Genomic DNA, 17,423 nt, shown 5'->3' on the forward strand with positions numbered 1-17,423 from the left:
CATCCGTAAGCCAGAAGAGATCAGACATGTTCACCGCTCGTTTTTGAACCGTGAATCACGCCGCAAAACGGAAATCAGTGGGGCCTGACCCTAGCGCTCACCTGTAGAAAACTTGACAGTTACCGGGTTTGCGCCTTTAACGCGCAGCTCCGCCACATGGTCACCTGGCTTGGGTACATCGATCCAAGCATCCAGATCTTTGGCGACCTTCTTGCCGTCCAGATACCATTCAACGGATTTTGCTTCGGTGCGGCCAGTGAATGTACCCCAGAGATGCAGCGGTCGGTCCGGGCGCACCACTTGCCCCTCAGAGGGGTGAATAATGGCGAGTTCGGGTGGCGCTGGTGGCAGTTTAACTTGCTTGGTGTCTGCCGTTGCGGTGAAGTAACCGTCATGAGCAAGGACCCTAATCCAAACCTTGTCGACCGGAATGGTGTTGGGGTCGATCTCAACGCTGTTACCTCTCGCACCAACCCTGAGCCCGTTCCAGCGTTCACCATCAGAAGACCATTGCAGCCAAATATCGGGATCGTAACCACGCTTGGCACCGGTCGTTTTCCAGGAAACTTTTAGACCAGACTTGCCAATGCTGGCTTCAGCCGAAGCCAATTTAACCGGCCGTGTCGGTCGCTTGCGCTCCCATATGACTGCGTCCCCCTGGCAGATGCGGATAGCAATTCCAGAGCCGACATCGCCCATTGCCGCAATGAAACTATACGGCGGTTTAGGCGGATCCTTTTTATCGCCTCCGCCGCAACCGCAGCCATCGCCATTGGCGTCGTGATTATCCATTGTGAACACCGGCGCAGATGAGATCACCTCGTCCTTGTCCCCGATCAACTGCAAAACTAGATCGGTACGCGCGCCAGACATCCGCAAGGGCCGGGTTGGAACCCGTACGAGGCTTGCGACCGAGACCTGCATGTCTTTGCCGACCTCACCCACGATCGTCACGAAAGGACGCATCTGGTCTTGCCTGTCGACTTCCATGGCGCCTGCCCCCACCGAATTGCCGCCAGACACGCCCGTTGCCAGAGCCACCGGGTCAAATTCGGCGCGGTTCAGCATATAGTTATGCGTAAAGATCGAGACCCACCGGGGGCCGCAATAACCCATCAGATCCTCACTGTTGGCTGGCCGGTGTATTGTCCCGTCATTTGTGTCGAGGCCGTATTCGCCGATGCTCGCATCCGAATAGACAGTGTTGCCATTGCTATCGGTCGTTGTCATGCCGGTATCGTAAGGCTCGTAAAGCGGGTAGCTCGCGTTTGGCGTGCCGACCGTGCCACATGGGGCATGTGGTAAACCCGCCTGATGGCCCAACTCATGCGCCAACGTGACCGGGCTACCGGACAAGCCAGCGCCGTTGCCGCCGCTGGCGCATCCTGTGTTGCCATGCGAGCGCGGGATCGCCGCATTGACCAGTCCATAGTAAAGCCAATCGCCCTGATTACCGTCATTCGTGCGCGCGTTAGCCACGAAATTCAGGATCGGCGTCCAGTTGGGATCGCATCCCCCCGCTGGGAAATTGTTGTTTGTCAGACCTTGTGTTGTTGTCTGACTGTCGATGATACGCACATTGGGCGTACTGCCTACCGGGAAAACCCGAAGGGCAAAGCTGGTATCAGCGGCAACTTGTGCTGCGTTGGGGGCAGGCAAGGTAATATTGGCGCCGCCGCCCATCGGTGGACCGTTATAGCCAATTGTGACGGCTGCAACGCGCAACTCTTGCTCAAGATCGACATCAACAAGCTGTTGGGCCGTGCCGCTGCCTCCATAGCAATCGTCTGGCGACGAGACAGTGATAGAAAGGCGCAAGAGCCCGGTCATTACGTTGGCAGGGATAATGAAGTTCAGCGTCGCATCAATGTCGCGTCTCTCTGCGTCGTAGCTTGAGAAACTGTCTTGCGCTGTCACCGGGGCATTGGTCGGAACGATATTGGCCACCGTGGACCAGATCCCACCAACCCGGCGTTCCACTTGAAGTGTGCCACTGACATTGCCGAGCTGCCCATTATCGAAATTCGGATCCTGCCCACTGCGCAGATATGTCCGCACCCAGGCCGATTTATTGGCAACAAGTTGAAGGGAGTTGTCCGGGCCGCGGTCAGCTGGATCAGTCAGATGCTGGTTGGCTCGGAAATACTGAATCGCCTGCGTTACCTCGACCCCGTCGATGGATAGATCCGGCGGGTTCTGGAAAACGAGGTCTAAGCCCTGACTTACTGTAGGAGGTTTACATTTACCGGTCACGACGATTTCGACCCGCACTCGGGTCGTTTGGTCGAAGTCAGTCTGATCGAAATCCCAGCGTCCCAGATCGGGGGCCGGTGAAATCTGCGCAATGGCAGCGCCGGTGTCTGTATTGACGATGCGCACAGTCACTGAGTCAGCGGCGCAGACCTTCCAGCGGATTTTCAGAACCTCGCCGGGTAACAGGCAGTCGTCGTTCTGATGCCCTTTGACGATAAACTTGAGAATGTCAGCGCTTGTACCTTCGAATTCAGCCAACATCGTGCCGCTTTTTCGATAGTCCAGGAAACGATCGCAGACGCTGATCGTTTGGGTCGGAGGAATGATCGCCAAACCACATCCTGCACTGGACGGGACGATCACGCAGATGCGTTCGTCTGACCACGAGGTCGGCACAGCGATCGGACCGGGGTTCATCGTGCCATGCTGGGTGAACTGCACTTGCCCCGCAATATCGCCAAACCCGCACCCGCAGATCGCAACCGTGTCACCGGGGCAGGCACGCTCTGGGTTGATCTTGGTCACGGTGTAGCATTCGATACTGCACCAGTTTCTATAGGCATCCGTGATGCAATCCAGGATGGGCTGGCGGACACAAGTTTGACAGCAAGGCACTTGTCCGCAAGGGGTTTGACCGGTGCAGATGCACATCACATATTCGAGCAGATCCTTAAAATGACGCCCTGCGTGCGGCTTCTTGCAAATCAGGTTGACAGCTGCTTCATGAAGCGCGGTCAACACCTGGAACCGGCAACGTTGTTCAAGCAGCGCGCCGACGTATTTGATCATTGTTGGTCTGTGACCACAGGATACATGCATGGCCGCAAAGACCATCAAGCTCATGTCTTTGTCAGAGATCAGGGACTTACCGGTCGGGCAGACATGGTCGGAACAGCACACCGGGTTGGGTTTGGATTTGATGGGCTTACAGCTATCATCATTGCAGTCGTCGGAAAAAATGTCCTGCAAGATACCGCCTGCATCATCCCCGGATGCGTCGCCACAGCCGCAGCCTGTTGGCGACTTGGCACAAAGAGCATTGAGGACATCCACATAGCGCCCCTTGGCAGCGACGTCTCCGTTCAGAACACTCCAGGCATCACTAAGCGAGTTGTCAAAAATCGCAAGCGTCGGGCGGATGCACTCAAAGAAGTGAGTGCGCTTGCGCAGCAACCGATCAGCATCCGCAAGCTCAAGCGCTTCCTCAATGTCATCAAGAACGCTTTCTGGCAAAAACGGCTTATTCGGTGCAGCCCAGCTTAGCGGACGGCTCAGGTGACACGCCAGCTTCTTTGCCGGGATGGCGACGTCGATTTTAATATCGTCGGTGCAGGAACAATCCTCAATCTGGAGCCGGGCTTTATGGATGCGCACGCCATCGCGGTCGCGCAGCTTTATCCGCAATTCCATCGGACCTGCACATCGACAGTCTTCGGGTATTTTCGACGAATCCACTATGAGCACAAATCGGCCATCGGCGGCCGTCAGGACGCATCCAAGATCGATCTTACAGCCGTCTCGCTTGCGCCAGCCATCCCCAAATACCGCCTGAATCTTGACCAATATACCGTGTACGGGCTGACCGTTCTCCTGTTGGGTGACACGACCGAAAACAGATTGAATAAGACTGGACATAGCTAAAGTAAGCCTCCGTTTTAAAAATGAACTTCTGTCAATTTCTCTTGGGAATTGCGCCAAATAGGACGCTTTACACCAATCTCGACCAAGTGTGATTTGCAAATTTGGAATAGTGTTAATGCTGTTTAAATATGCTTTTATTTTGCGCCAAAATACCCAAAATGTCAATCAGGTGCCACCTAGGGCGTCGCCGCTCGGAGGCATTAACAGCAATGAACACCGCACTCCTTCCGCACGGTGCCAAGTGCAAAATGCCGCACAGCTCTGACGTGAAGAACTGGTTATTGTGCAATTTTACCGCGCACGCGGCCAAAAAGCACTGAGCGGCCCATAAAAGGCATTCAACACCCCGCTGGCATTCTGCGGACGCAGCCCGCATTTCGGTCATTCGCTGCAAGTGCAAATTTTGGCGCTGCTCGTACTCACACATTGCGGACGAAGCTGCCGGTTGCTGAACGTCTGCTTCCCGTTAACGCTGAATCTCAGACGATCCACCCAAAGACATACCCCGCCCCAAGCGAACCCAGAACTGCAAGCAGCAGATAGAGCATCAACGGTTGCAATTTGAGCACCGGTGCGATGGCCATAGCACCCCAGATGCTGACCGCGCCGCCCGAGACAAGGAAAGCCATCGCCGCGCCTTCGGACATGCCGTTGTCGATCAACCCGCGTGTCAGCGGGAGCGCAGCGTAACCGTCGATATAGGCCGGGGCACCGACGAAGACTGCGGCGGGTATTGCCCACCATTTGTCTTCGCCAACATATGTTGCTAGTGCGCCCGGCGTCAGTGCGGCGTTTAAGGCATACTCGGCGGCAAATGCCGGGATCAGGCAGATCAGGATCAGCCGCGTGGTCGCCCAGAACTGTCTGCTGAAAGAATGCCTTCGTGCCTCAGACCGCCATACCCATGGATCAAAGGGTTGATCCCTGCCGCATCGTGCGGCACTCAGTTGGCGCGCAAGACCATTGTCTCGAAGCGCGCTCATTGCCCAAGGTGTCTTGGCGAATAGCCCTGTGATCACGCCCCCGAATATGCCTAATCCGAAAGCTGCGAGTGTTTTGCCGATCGCAAAGCTCAAACCCAGTGTCGCGGCTGTTGTCGCGAGCATCGCCGGATCAGTTATTGGGGAGGACAGCCAGAATGCCATGATCGGAGCAAGTGGCACGCCCGCTGCCAGCAATCCGGCCATTAAGGGCAGCACCGTCACACCGCAGACCGGCGTGATGGCTCCGATGAGCGATGCAGCCAAAACCGTTCGCAACGTCCTGCCCTCGAACGCGCCAGCGATATGGGTATCCGCGCCGCTGGCGATGATCCAAGCTGCTAGAACGATGCCCGGAATGACAATGGGGGCAACGACAATTAGACTCCATACGACGAACATTGCTGCGTTTGCGGCGTGTTCCGGCCAAGCAAAACCTACACCTGCCAACAGAAGCAGAAACAGGCCCCACACTAAGGGTTTCCGGTTGGGCGGTCGGTTGGCAGCTGTCTGATCGGACATGAGATACTCCTCTGACCTTGAAAAATAGTGCGGCGCGAGGCATCTGTGAAACGCATAGTTTCAATTTCCGATATTGGAAAAACAAATGGAAAACCTGGATAGCGATCTTTTGCGAACCTTCATCGCCGTGGCCGATGCCGGCAGTGTCACAGACGGTGCCGCCCGCATCCACCGGTCGCAGTCTGCAACGAGCCTTCAAATCAAGCGCCTCGAAGCGATCCTGGGTCAGCCGGTCTTCGACAGGCATGGTCGCGGGGTGGTCCTGAGCGACACGGGACGAAAGCTATTTCCAGTCGCGCAGGACGTGACGGCACGTCTCGATGCGGCACTACGAGAGATTTCCCAGAACACGGTAAGCGGGAAACTACGTTTGGGCATACCCGACGATCACGGACGAACGAAACTCGCGGCGATCATTGCGACCTTCACCCGCCATCATCCGAAAGTCGAACTGGATGTCACATGCGCTCTGAGCACCAGTTTTCCCGAGGCCCTCGACAAAGGTTCGCTGGACCTTGCGGTCTATGAGGTCGAAAACCCGTCCAGCCATGAGGAAGTTCTTTATGAAGACCCAACTTGTTGGGTGTCGTCGGCGCGCTGGAATTTTCAGATCGATGAAAGCCTTCCGGTAGCCTTGTTCGATCATGCATGCTGGTGGCGCGACGCGGCAGTCAATTCATTGCAAGCCCGCGGAGAGCCATATCGCGTTGTATATTCCAGCCAGAGCGTCTCTGGCGTGATTGCAGCGGTTGAAGCTGGGATTGCAGTAGGTCTACTTGGTCGCTCGTCGTTTCACGCAGGTCTATCGGTGGTGAACGACGCATTGGGCTTCGGAAACACGCCTGCCTCCAAGCTGGTGATGGCATCCAGCAAGCCGAAAGAACAAGGGCCTCAGGACGCTATGAAGGAGGCGATCCGAGCCGCATTTATGGCCAAGCCATAAAAAGCTGACTTTCGCTGCGCTCTGTCGAATGGGCAGGTCGGACTAGGTTCCTGACATCGGAGGCGGCGCGGCATCCTGTGGTATGACGCCTGTGTCAACGTCGGGTCGTCGTTTTGGGAGGGCATGGCGGATCGGAGGATTAGTCATGAAAATACCAATCTTACCTGCCATTCGCGCACTTCGACTAGCCTGGAACAAGGGCCGCATTGTCGGTCAGAAGCGGCTACTGAAACCAAAGCATGTCTGGGCAATCTGGGTGCGGCTTGAATTGGCAGAGAACCATCGTGATCTTGCTCTGTTCAATATGGCAATCGACAGCAAGCTTCGCGGCTGCGACCTTGTGAAGATGAAAGTTGTGGATGTGATGGCGTCAGGCCAGATCAAGTAACGCGCCTCAGCGCTACAGAACAAGACGCAGAAGTCAGTTCGGTTTGAGATATCGGAAGGCACCCGCACATCCGTCGAGAAATGGATGGAAGACGAACTGATGGTCGGATCAGAGTATCTTTGGCTATGAGTCCTGACCCTAGTTGGCTGGCTTCGATGTGCTGAAAGGCAACTCGATCCAATGCTAGCATCCAGGGCTGAAGCCTGAGATCTGGCAAGTGTTAGCCCACAACGCACCCTTCAGGTAGCAGCCGCCGCCGTTTAGAGATCAGATTAGATGCCGTTCGCCATTCCCTGGTGCGGTTTGTTTGCGCGACGGGTGAAAAACCAATGCTTTGCCCATTCGGCACAAAGGCCACGTTTAACCAGAAGCGCCCTTATATATTTGGATTAGTGGTTGGCGGTACTGGTTCTCAATAGACTTTATTATTCTGTCACTGGAGAAAACAACATTAATGACCAGCCCAAAATTGACAGGAGCATCCGGTGACGATCTCATTCAAGGGCTCGCATTTCCCAAAAGATGTGATCTTGCACGAGGCGTTTTTCTATCTGCGCTACTCAGTGTCGTATCGGGATCTGGAAGAAATCCTGGCTGAGCGCAGAGTTAAGGTTGATCACGCGACGCTGAACCGTTGGATCGTCAAATATGCGCCATTGATTGCCGACAAGGCACGTCGCCAGTAGCGAAACTGCGTCCGCCTCTGCAACGCTCGATGGGATTGAAGTTGCGCAGATGATCAGAAAGGGTCAGTTCGGAGTCGGAATCTGCCCGGTCAAGCAGTTTGCGAACCAAACCGTATGAACTTAGTAAATTCCAACCAGCCCTCACACTTCAGAGAATTTTGCGACAAAGCCGCTAAGATCATACCGAACTTGCGAATTCGGGCCAACGGCGGCTCTTCCCGCAATATGCGGCGGGAAGGGCAGAGTAGATGAACGGCAGATTCCTTTCGCGAGCTGTTAGTTCGTAGACCCGCCGATTTTGTGGCTGCGGCGAATGTCTCCTTTGATGAGCTGCAGCGCAGTGGTGGGACATATCTGCCAATGGCAAGTTCGGGCGGCCCGTTCATTTGCACACAGCGTCTGGCAAAATCGCAAAGGTCAGTTACAGTAGCCAATGTTCAAGCGCCCGCTTCAACACAATGCTTTGCTGCAACCTAACAGTTGCGTGAGATTTCGGGATAGGTCAAAAAAAGTTATGCCCTCCTAGCAATCTCAATTCAATACTGAAGAATATGAGTAATTTGGCGGAGATTTAAGTGCGACTTAGCGTGGGCATCGCTGTGTCAATTCTGGTGGCTGTGTCTATCGGAGTGTCGACCTTTATTGTCCATTCCCTATGGTGGACGACTGCGCGCGACAATAGCCGCATGCTTGCAGCTGAAATCAACGGCCAGATAGCGAACACTGTCCGCATCGAGGTGGGGGTGACGCTTAGGTCGGCCGAAGCCGCTTGGGCAGCCGTTCGCACGATCTTTGTTCAGAACGTCATCGCGACGCGACAGGCCGACAAGCGCGAGTTTGTTTTTCTGTCGCAACTGCAGGCGCAGCCGAATATCTCATGGATGTTCTTTGGCTGGCCCGATGGCAATTTTTTCGCGTCGCACCGTCTAGGTGACGGCGGGCTTGAGATGATTGAAATCGACAAGGGGATCCGCGACCGAATGCTGCGGAAGGATCGCTATATCTTTATCCCCGGTGACATTCAGTTCGAGGAGCGGACCTTTACTGAAACATCCTATGATCCGCGCGAACATGCCTGGTTTGAAAACTTCATGGGGCTCAGCTCTGCGGGGTGGATCGAAACGCACGACCTTCCGGATAGTAAAAAAACCGTTTACGCCTTTGCTGGTCCGATAGACGTCAACCGAACGCGGCAAGGTGTTCTGGCCGTTGCAATCGAAACGGATCGTTTGTCACGTTTTCTCGCCACGCTTGCCCCCGGCGAATTCGGCGCGGCATTTATTCTGAACGCTGACGGCAAAGTTATTGCAGTACCTGATGCAGAAGCGGATGAGATTACCCCGGCGCGCATGGGCGAAGGGAAGCTTTATGAAGTTGCCATGATCTCAGGCGAAAGGTTGTTGGCAGATCCCCAAGCGAATGCCCAAGGCACGTTGACGAAACGTGTCGTCATCGACGGCGTGCCTTATGCGGTGGCGCTGACTCCACTGGGGTTTTACGGCTGGCGCGTTGCCACGGTCATACCCGAAGCGGCGTTTCTGTCGAGCATCGATGAAGCGCTGATAAACTTGATATACGTTTTGATCGGTGTGGTGATCGTCGCAACCGGGCTGGCGATCTGGCTGATCCGAAGCATTGTCGCAAATCCGTTGGCACGCATCGCCGAAGATCTTGGCAAAATCGAACGCTTTGACGTCGAACGCATTGAGCGCAGACCCTCCAGACTGTCTGAGCTTGCCAATCTTTCTGCGGCAACCGCGAGCATGGCCGCTGGTTTGTCCGCTTTCCGAAAATACGTGCCCACCGATCTCGTGCGTATGCTGGTTGCTGAGGGCATCAAGATACAGCCGGGCGGAGAAATGAAACAGATCTCTGTGTTGTTTTGCGATGTAGCGGGTTTCACAGGGCTGTCCGAAAAACTTGGCCCAAATATTGTCCAGCTGATGGAGCCCTTCTTCAGCGCAGCCTCTGCGGCCATTACTCAAAACGGTGGGACGATCGACAAGTTTATTGGCGATGCCGTGATGGCGTTTTGGGGAGCGCCGCGTAAAGATGCCAACCACGCTGAAAATGCTTGCCGCGCAGCGCTGGACCTTGTCGCCGCCGTGGGCGCGTCCGGAATAGAAGATGAGGCCGGCAACCCCCTACGCGTCAGGATCGGGGTGAACAGCGGCGAGGCTCTGGTCGGAAATATCGGATCAGAGCAGCGGTTGAACTACACCGCGATTGGTGATGTCGTGAACGTTGCCAGTCGGTTGGAAGGGGCCAACAAAGACTATGGAACGCTGATCCTGGTCGGGCCGGAAACGAGGCGACAGGCCGCTGACGCAATCGTGGTCCGAGAGTTGGACACGCTTACCGTGTTTGGACGTGTTGAAGAGCTGGTGGTCTACGAACTGATCGCGATGGCGGATGGGCGTTTTGGATCATTTGCCTGGATAGAGGCTTATGAACAGGGCCTTGCACATTATCGGACAGGGCGGTTTGAAGAGGCCGTTGCCGCATTCGCGGCCGCAGACCAGGCGCGAAACGGAGACTCCGCCTCAATCGCCATGATGATCCGCGCCCAAGACCTGTTAGACAGGCCGCCAAAGGAAGGCTGGCGTGCGGTTACTAGCACCAACAAGAACCAGTAGGAAACTTCCGTTAAAGTTAAGGGGCTTCGGGAAAGTCCGACAAGTCTCGCGTTGTGTGTGCTCAGCGCGCCGGGGACTTCGCTCGCAGTGAATGTCCGGAAAGTGGGTTGCGACCGCGGCATCACCACCCGGTAGCCAATGTCCGGATTGGGCCGTCTAGGAAAACGACCCTGTGGCTCTAAATTTCAAAAGCTTCCGCGATGGCCAATGTGCCCTCCAACTCTAGGCCAGGATACCGTACCGTCCTATCCATTTTTGTATGTTCAGGCAGAAGTCGCTTATTGCGCAGATTGTCAATGTTTCTGCAGATCTGAGTAACCTTGGCTCACCTCTTAGAATGCGTTCCGTTGGTGCTCGCCTCAAGGTCTATGGGCTTCACCCATTCCCGGACAATCCGCACATACAGGCGGGTTGAGACGAGCGGGCGCTCATGAATAGCGGAAATTAACATGCCCGTCGTTTGCTAATTTCACTAATACTCTTAAGGTGAATGGAGCCTTAGGAGGCCTTAATGAAAAACCTAATTTTGATCTCGGTCTTGGCCGCTACTAGTACTGCGACCAGTGCCGAGGAGCAACGCATCGAGCTTAATAATTTCTATCCGCTTTCTCAGGAAAACTTTGACCTTGGTGATCATATTTTCCACATCGCCGACAACAAAGGAGGATTTGAAGTTATCGAAGGTCCTGTTGACGGCGGGCTTGCTCGATGCCTTGGATCGGGGTTCGGTTACCAAGATGGGACCAACTCAATCTCCGGAATATGCATTTTTGGTGAGGGCGAAGACACTTTCACGATGCGTTGGAAAGCAGGTGAAAAAGGCGCGGCTAACTCTTGGGAAATTATCGTCGGAACCGGGCGCTATGATGGAATGACTGGCGAGGGCATAGCCACGACGGACATTGTGTCGATGTACCAAGCACTACCTTTGAGGCGAACCCACATAGTAGGAACCGTGGAAATCCCTGAGTGAAATGTTGTCCCTGAGTTTATGACGGGTAGGGCCGTTGGATTGATCGTGGGAAGCAGGGCATGGGAAAACGTTACTGTTGCTCCAATGTTCGGTAGGTGATGGCGTCAGACATCATACACATCACAGAGAGCAGCATTTCGCGGTTGCCGACGCAATGTAAGCCGTCCCAACAAAGCGCTCTTACTTCGAGGCCTTGAGTTGTTCGTCCAGATCAGAGAACGATGCGGCCCAGAATTCTGCCAGGAACGCTGAAACCTCCTGTTCTGAGATTTCCGACCTATTGCCCTCGGCATCCGTCGCTTGACCCATTGTGTATCGCAAGTCGGTGCCGGTGTTCGTTTGCGTCAGCTGATATGTCTCGGGCAGGCTTACTCCAGTGCGCGCCGGATCCTGGATGCAGGTCGAGAAATAATCGAACGGTTCCCAATCAGTGATGCGATAGAAAAAGTCCGCCAATTCGTGAGAGCAATGATAGCCCGACCCATTGCCGAGACGCCCTTGTGGGCTGTCGACGGTGATTTCCTGTACACGGTTCATCCATTTCAGCTTTAGTTCCGGCGCGACCAACGCCTCCCAGACAACTGCAATTGGGGCATCGAAATGATGGAGGAACGTCCAAACTCCGTCTTCCTTGGTCAAGAAATGGCGTTCGCGGTTGGCACGCAAACGTTCCCAAGATTTAGCCAAATCGTAGACTTTCATCGAAACCTCGCCAAAATGTTCGATGTCCTGTGAAAACGGTTCCACTATGCCTTTGATATCCATGGCGTTTGCAGCGGCCTCGCTAAACAGCGCGTAACTGCGTACACCGGTGGCTTCAACAACGTTCGTCTTGGCCATTCGGTGGACCAGAACAACGTCGGCGCCGGAAAAGTCTTTTACCGGGCCAAGTTGCATTTCTTCGAACTGGCCATGATGGGTGATAACCTTCAAATCCAGCCCTCCGACATTGGCACACGCGTTGCAGGTACAGGTTGTGTTGGCAATTATGTCCTGCCGACGAAGAGCAAATGCGTTGTAGAGATTCTCGCAGATGGTCAGGAAGGTCTCGCCGGAGGGGAAATCCTGCCGGGTTGAATATGCCAGAACGGCATCGCCTTCGGTTTTCCAGAAATGGAGCGGATCACCCACCTGTTCGACCAGTACGCCCAGCAAGGAATGCAAAATCGGATTAGCGTGATCCATTTCCGAAGTGGTCAAAAATTGTGTGTAGCCGGAAATGTCGGCGATCAACAGATATCCAGTTTGTGTTGACATGGCACGCTCCCCAAAAGAGTGTTTGGCGCGGTTATTTTGACCTACAAAGGGTTCAAAACCACTTTGGGTCCAAATGCGCCATAGACGGTCATCATGGTGTGTAGGCTGGAGCTCAGACGCAAAGTTGCCGGTGAGAGCCCGAAGTGGTTACCAAGTTCCCGCAATACAGCCCCTAAATGGCGCCGCCGCTATAGCGACGTCACTACGCCCATCCGAGTTGTTTTAGAGAGTGCCCATCATTCCAGATTTTGGTCATTCGGGCGATCTTATCACCTTCAAATTCCATAACGTAGGCATAGTTGGTTGCGATTTCTTTGCCGGTGGCAGGAACTGGTCCACCTTCACCGGTTTGTTTGCCGCTGAATACTGCTGTGGCCGTTACGATGTTGCGTTCGTGATCAGTCGAGAATGAGGTGATGTCGTAATTGCCATCTGGGATTGGGGTCAAAATTCCCGCCGTCCAGGCTGTATAATCTTCGATTGTCGAGATATCGGCCAATGCGTCGGCTTCGCATGTAAAAGTGGCACCGTCCTGACAGTATGTCTTGCAGACGTTCCAGCCTTTGCCTGTTTCGCATGCATCAAAGAAGGCCATAGCCGTTTCGGAAATACTCATCGTGTTTCTCCTATCCCTGTTTTACTAACGTCCAGCGCGTAGTCGCCTTCAACTCCATCTGGATGGGATAGTTTTAGAACATTTATTTTAAAAAATCAATTTTAAAATAAATGAGGGATGAACTTCACTCGCGAATTTCCCGCATGATCAAGTCGTAAAAGTTTGGTATCACGTGCTTTTTTTCGTCGTGCCGCCCATACAAGACGGTCCCGTGAACGCAAAAAACCACAAAGCATGCAAGCTGCGCTGTGTCCTTTTCCGCCCCGATATCTCCATCCGCCTGGGCATTACGAAGAGCAGTTTCAACCAATGACTCGACTTCTGCGCAGAACGCGCCCACCTGTTCAGCGGCCTCAGGACTTATCACATGTTTCTGCGCAAGGTGGTTCATCATCAGGCAGCCCTTGTATTCCGACTTGGCGGCCCCCAAAAAAACGTTTCGGAGAAACATTTCGACGCCCTCTAAGTTAGGGTTGTCGATCAGAATACGATAGCGCGGCCCGATAACATGATCGCGGTAATGATCCAAAGCTGCTGAAAACAATCCTTCCTTGTCTCCAAACTCCTTGTACATGCTGGCCGTGTTCAGCCCGGTTTCGCGGACAACGTCACTTATCGATGCAGCTTTGTAGCCGTTTTGCCAAAAAACACCCATGGCTTTTTCAACTACAGCTTCGCGTGAATATGATCTTGGTCTACCCATCGGAGTATATTAAAATGATCATTTAAAAATCGCAACACGTACCGTCTGAGCAAGATCAGGAAAAACCGTTACGCAGGGTAGAATCTTCGTGAACTGCCACGTTTTGCATGGTGCGCTCTTAAATTCCAACTCGCAGGCAAGTAGTTGATTTGTCATTGCTCCGTGTAGCGGGAATGCTCCCGCGTTTTCTAAAATTGACGTCAGGATTGACAGCCATTCTTATTGTTCAAACCAACCGCAGTAAATGCGCGGCTCAATTTTCGCATCCCAGCGCGGCCTTCAATGACCGGTTCGATGAAATTCGCTGAGAGGCAAAGTTCCGATGGTCGAACGAGCCTGCCCTGACCTAGACCATTTGCACGAGCAATGCAGCATGATTTACAGCCTGGCCGCGTATCCCCGAAAATGTGAATCTTGACGCGTTTAGGTATCTCTGTAACGAGCGTCGGCTCACTCCCATTTCATCTGCCATGCATTGGACCGTTGCCCTACCGCCTCGTGCCAAATCGAGCTTTGGTTCGGGACTGAATGGACCACTCGTGGCGCGCTGATGTTCGCGTAATCTCCAACGTGGAAATTCGACCTATTTGAGTGCAAGGAAATTTAGGGCTGCATTTGGAGGAATACGTTTTGATGGAATCGAATTCTGACTCTGGGACTTCCCCAGAATACTCCAAAGCGGTGGAGAAATTTGATCTGGACGTCGCGAAGTCTGTCTTTTTCGGTAATTTCAGCGACGGGATCAATGCATGCGTAGAATGTTGTGATGTCCATTTGCAGGGCAATCCCCTGGCTTTGAACTGGATTGCATTGGACGGGCACTATGAGACCCGCGACTTTAGACAGTTGCGCGATGAAGCTGCACGCTTCGCCAACTTGCTGAAAGAACAAGGTATCCAACCCGGTGACATCGTGGCGGGTCTGTTTCCGCGCACCCCGGATCTTGTGACGGTTGTTCTCGGCGCCCTCCGAGCTGGTGCGGCCTATCAGCCTTTGTTTACAGCCTTTGGGCCAAAGGCCATTCAGGACCGTTTGACCATGAGCGGAGCGAAGCTGGTTGTGACCGACGCCGCGAACCGCAAAAAGCTCAACGAAGTGGAAGGTTGCCCGCCTGTCGCGATGATTGCTGACACGCGACAAGAGGTTGTTGGGGGAGACATTGATTTCCGCCGGGCAATGGCCTCGCAATCGCCTGAGTTCGTCCCGATATTGCGGAACGGCGATGATCTGATGTTCATGATGGCGACCTCTGGAACTACAGGTCCCGCCAAAGGAGTTCCCGTGCCCCTAAAAGCTCTGCCTGCCTTTAGATCTTACATGGTCGAAGGGATCGGTCTGCGGCATGAGGATGTTTTCTGGAACATTGCCGATCCGGGCTGGGCCTATGGTCTATACTATGCGTTGATCGGCCCGCTACTGTTGGGTCATGCAACCACTCTGGTCGAGGGACCATTCACAGTGGACAGTACATATGACGTGATTTCGAGATTGGGTGTGACTAACTTTGCAGGCGCGCCTACTGCGTTTCGACTAATCATCGCCGCCGGAACCGAGCGCGCGGCACAGCTGCGCGATCAGATCCGCTGCATCAGCAGCGCAGGCGAGCCACTGAACCCCGAAGTCATCCGCTGGTTCGAAACCGAACTGAATGCGCCGATTAAAGATCACTATGGGCAGACCGAAACGGGTATGCTGGTGAATAATCATCACGGGCTCGTACATCCGGTCCGTCCGGGATCGGCCGGCTATGTTATGCCGGGATACAGGGTCGAGGTTCTGGCCGAGGATGGCAGCATCGCCGATTTCAATGAGCCTGGTCAATTGGCCGTCAACATCGCGGATTCACCTCTCTTGTTCTTTAGCGGCTACCTGAACAAGGGCAACAAATCGATCGAGAACGGATACTATCTTACCGGGGACACGGTGGAGCGGGACGAACACGGATGTATCACTTTCGTAGGGCGGAACGACGACGTCATCACCTCTTCGGGGTATCGCATCGGACCGTTCGACGTTGAAAGCGCCCTGATTGAACACCCTTCTGTGACGGAGGCGGCAGTCGTAGGCGTGCCGGACAAGGAACGGACCGAAATAGTGAAAGCGGTAGTCGTATTGGCGGAAGGCACAGAAGGTAGTGAGGCGTTGGCTGCAGAGCTGAGGGATTATTTCAAACAGCGCCTTTCTGCACACGCCTATCCTCGGCTTATCGAATTCGTCAAAGAACTGCCGAAGACACCCAGCGGCAAAATTCAAAGGTTCCTGCTCCGAGAAGCGAGTGTCGGCGCCACTTGATCTAGCCTCTCGAAGGCAAGCTTCGTCGTTCAAATACATGGCAATTCTGCTGGGCAGCGAACGGCGACTTAGTCCGCACTGTGTGAATTGACCGTTCCAGCCTCGCTGCGCTGCACCAATGGCCGGTTTCATCGCCGCGTCACAGCGCCAGATTTCGAGCGCATGCAGCATTTCTTCCGTAGCGAGCGCGCACCGCGAAAAATCACAATGACCGGGTTGGGCCGTTCGTATCGATAACGATAATGGGAGCCATTATCGTTACTGGTTTGCACTCGCAAACTTATCATTCACCTGCACGCAGTGCTGTATTAAGTGGTCGGCTACGGCAACTTTTGCAGGTATCGAGGTGGCGCACATGATCCGCAAAGGCCAATTCAAGCCTGGACTCTGTTCATTCAAACAATTCGCTGAGCTGACCGTCTAGCTCCAATCCGATCGTTAAAACAGCTCGTCGTGCTCAAAATTTTGCAACAAAGCCGGCTACGTCCCGATCGGTGAGTTACTTTGGGCTGCAATCTGTTTTTGTAGCAAATCCCGAGCCTGCCGTCTCGTTACCGGGCTCTAGGTTTCAGCCGACATATCGGCTTCCACCCAGAACACCCCAGCATGATCTCCCTGACGCAGTAGTCCCTGAACCGTCTCTTGTGAGCCGGCGCAGGGGTTTTGGGTCATGGTCGGTCCATACCGTGGTGATCTTCCCATTATACCGGGTGGCCTTTCAGTATTGAAGCGCAGCAGTTACCGGCATTACATCGCAGCCGGACCTAAATTCTCCCGCATTCCAGAATAAGTAGCATTCAGCTGGGCTAAGATTGCCAAGTGGACAAGCGATATCATAAATAATTTCCGCAAAACCCTCGATGATAACCCCAAACCCTGCCGCGACAATGATCACGGAACCAATGAGGTATCGACCATCTTCTTCAACTTGACCAGGCATTTGGTTTTCTTGAATTGACCCCAATTCAGGCGAATACCGTCTTCGATTGCGTATCCACCAGTATCAGTTCCGATCACATTAACATCCGACAAATCCCAGCTCCAATTCGGGTTTATTGCGGGATACTGCTGAGTGGCGGACAGGTTATTTTGACCCAGATGGCGCTCTGAAGGTAAAGCGAAGCCAAAGCCGGAAGAATTGGTGGTTTGGTAGGTATTGGCCATCCCATCAGCGTGATTGACTGTTTGCGAAACTGATGAGTGAACTTTGTGCGCAAACCCGCGTTGGCTATGGTCACGCAACGGACCAGCGGTGGACGTTCCGGCACTCAGGACAATGGCGAATGCGGTGACGGATGTAATCAGTGTCTTTTTCATTTCTTGGTCCCTCTAGGTAGAGCGTGTCTGATACGCTGTAGGTGGAACCAATTTGGAAATTTGAGGTTCGGATTTATTGCGCTGACAGGTCAAGGTTTTGAGAAAAGGCTTCAAGTTGACGCCTATCCCCGCCAGCATGAACTAGGGTCAGGACTCATAGCCAATAGATGACGAGAGCTGCGATGGCGATTGCTGAGAGGAAGACCTTCGGGCACC

At 53.9% G+C, this 17,423-nt stretch carries 10 protein-coding genes and 3 pseudogenes; 7 read left to right on the plus strand and 6 right to left on the minus strand.

Annotated features, from left to right (window positions below):
* Positions 1-90 precede the first annotated feature (90 nt).
* Together AC2FIZ_RS20145 and AC2FIZ_RS20150 are read right to left on the minus strand one after the other, a co-directional pair.
* Positions 91-3,888, minus strand: coding sequence for a hypothetical protein (locus AC2FIZ_RS20145; protein ID WP_496791575.1), 3,798 nt, complete (start codon positions 3,886-3,888; stop codon positions 91-93).
* Positions 3,889-4,373: 485 nt separating this feature from the next.
* The gene (locus AC2FIZ_RS20150) at positions 4,374-5,396 is read right to left on the minus strand and encodes a permease (RefSeq protein ID WP_281973971.1); all 1,023 of its coding nucleotides are present in this window, start codon (positions 5,394-5,396) and stop codon (positions 4,374-4,376) included.
* Between the two features lie 85 nt (positions 5,397-5,481).
* On the opposite strand from AC2FIZ_RS20150, the gene AC2FIZ_RS20155 reads away from it, so the two are divergent.
* The 5 genes and pseudogenes from AC2FIZ_RS20155 to AC2FIZ_RS20175 all read left to right on the plus strand — a co-directional run bounded on the left by AC2FIZ_RS20155 (position 5,482) and on the right by AC2FIZ_RS20175 (position 11,022).
* Positions 5,482-6,339 carry a LysR substrate-binding domain-containing protein gene (locus AC2FIZ_RS20155; protein WP_281973970.1) on the plus strand — a complete coding sequence of 286 codons (858 nt, stop codon included), beginning with the start codon at positions 5,482-5,484 and terminating at the stop codon, positions 6,337-6,339.
* 145 nt (positions 6,340-6,484) lie between these two features.
* Positions 6,485-6,850, plus strand: a pseudogene (locus AC2FIZ_RS20160) (integrase); the annotation flags it as partial.
* Positions 6,851-7,212: 362 nt separating this feature from the next.
* Positions 7,213-7,404, plus strand: a pseudogene (locus tag AC2FIZ_RS20165) (IS6 family transposase); the annotation flags it as partial.
* Between the two features lie 584 nt (positions 7,405-7,988).
* Positions 7,989-10,049, plus strand: a complete 2,061-nt coding sequence (locus AC2FIZ_RS20170) for an adenylate/guanylate cyclase domain-containing protein (RefSeq protein WP_281973969.1) — start codon at positions 7,989-7,991, stop codon at positions 10,047-10,049.
* A gap of 511 nt (positions 10,050-10,560) precedes the next feature.
* Positions 10,561-11,022: a hypothetical protein gene (locus tag AC2FIZ_RS20175; RefSeq protein WP_142640399.1), complete on the plus strand. Its 462-nt coding sequence runs from the start codon at positions 10,561-10,563 to the stop codon at positions 11,020-11,022.
* A gap of 180 nt (positions 11,023-11,202) precedes the next feature.
* On the opposite strand, the gene AC2FIZ_RS20180 is transcribed toward AC2FIZ_RS20175, so the two are convergent.
* The 3 genes from AC2FIZ_RS20180 to AC2FIZ_RS20190 all read right to left on the minus strand — a co-directional run bounded on the left by AC2FIZ_RS20180 (position 11,203) and on the right by AC2FIZ_RS20190 (position 13,550).
* Positions 11,203-12,279 carry a DUF2652 domain-containing protein gene (locus AC2FIZ_RS20180; RefSeq protein ID WP_281973968.1) on the minus strand — a complete coding sequence of 359 codons (1,077 nt, stop codon included), beginning with the start codon at positions 12,277-12,279 and terminating at the stop codon, positions 11,203-11,205.
* 202 nt (positions 12,280-12,481) lie between these two features.
* The gene (locus tag AC2FIZ_RS20185; RefSeq protein ID WP_142640397.1) at positions 12,482-12,895 is read right to left on the minus strand and encodes an ester cyclase; all 414 of its coding nucleotides are present in this window, start codon (positions 12,893-12,895) and stop codon (positions 12,482-12,484) included.
* 124 nt (positions 12,896-13,019) lie between these two features.
* Entirely contained in the window at positions 13,020-13,550 is a 531-nt protein-coding gene (locus tag AC2FIZ_RS20190; RefSeq protein WP_496791577.1) for a TetR/AcrR family transcriptional regulator, read from the minus strand.
* A 681-nt stretch (positions 13,551-14,231) separates the two neighbouring features.
* Here AC2FIZ_RS20190 and AC2FIZ_RS20195 point away from each other — a divergent pair.
* Together AC2FIZ_RS20195 and AC2FIZ_RS20200 are read left to right on the plus strand one after the other, a co-directional pair.
* On the plus strand, positions 14,232-15,890 hold the full coding sequence (locus tag AC2FIZ_RS20195; protein WP_496791578.1) for an AMP-binding protein: 1,659 nt from the start codon (positions 14,232-14,234) through the stop codon (positions 15,888-15,890).
* A gap of 316 nt (positions 15,891-16,206) precedes the next feature.
* Positions 16,207-16,314 (plus strand): annotated as a pseudogene (locus AC2FIZ_RS20200) (IS6 family transposase); the annotation flags it as partial.
* A 467-nt stretch (positions 16,315-16,781) separates the two neighbouring features.
* Here AC2FIZ_RS20200 and AC2FIZ_RS20205 read toward each other — a convergent pair.
* Entirely contained in the window at positions 16,782-17,207 is a 426-nt protein-coding gene (locus AC2FIZ_RS20205; RefSeq protein WP_142640394.1) for a hypothetical protein, read from the minus strand.
* Between the last annotated feature and the right edge of the window lie 216 nt (positions 17,208-17,423).

The sequence above is a fragment of the Ruegeria sp. CDSB022 genome, assembly GCF_059611145.1.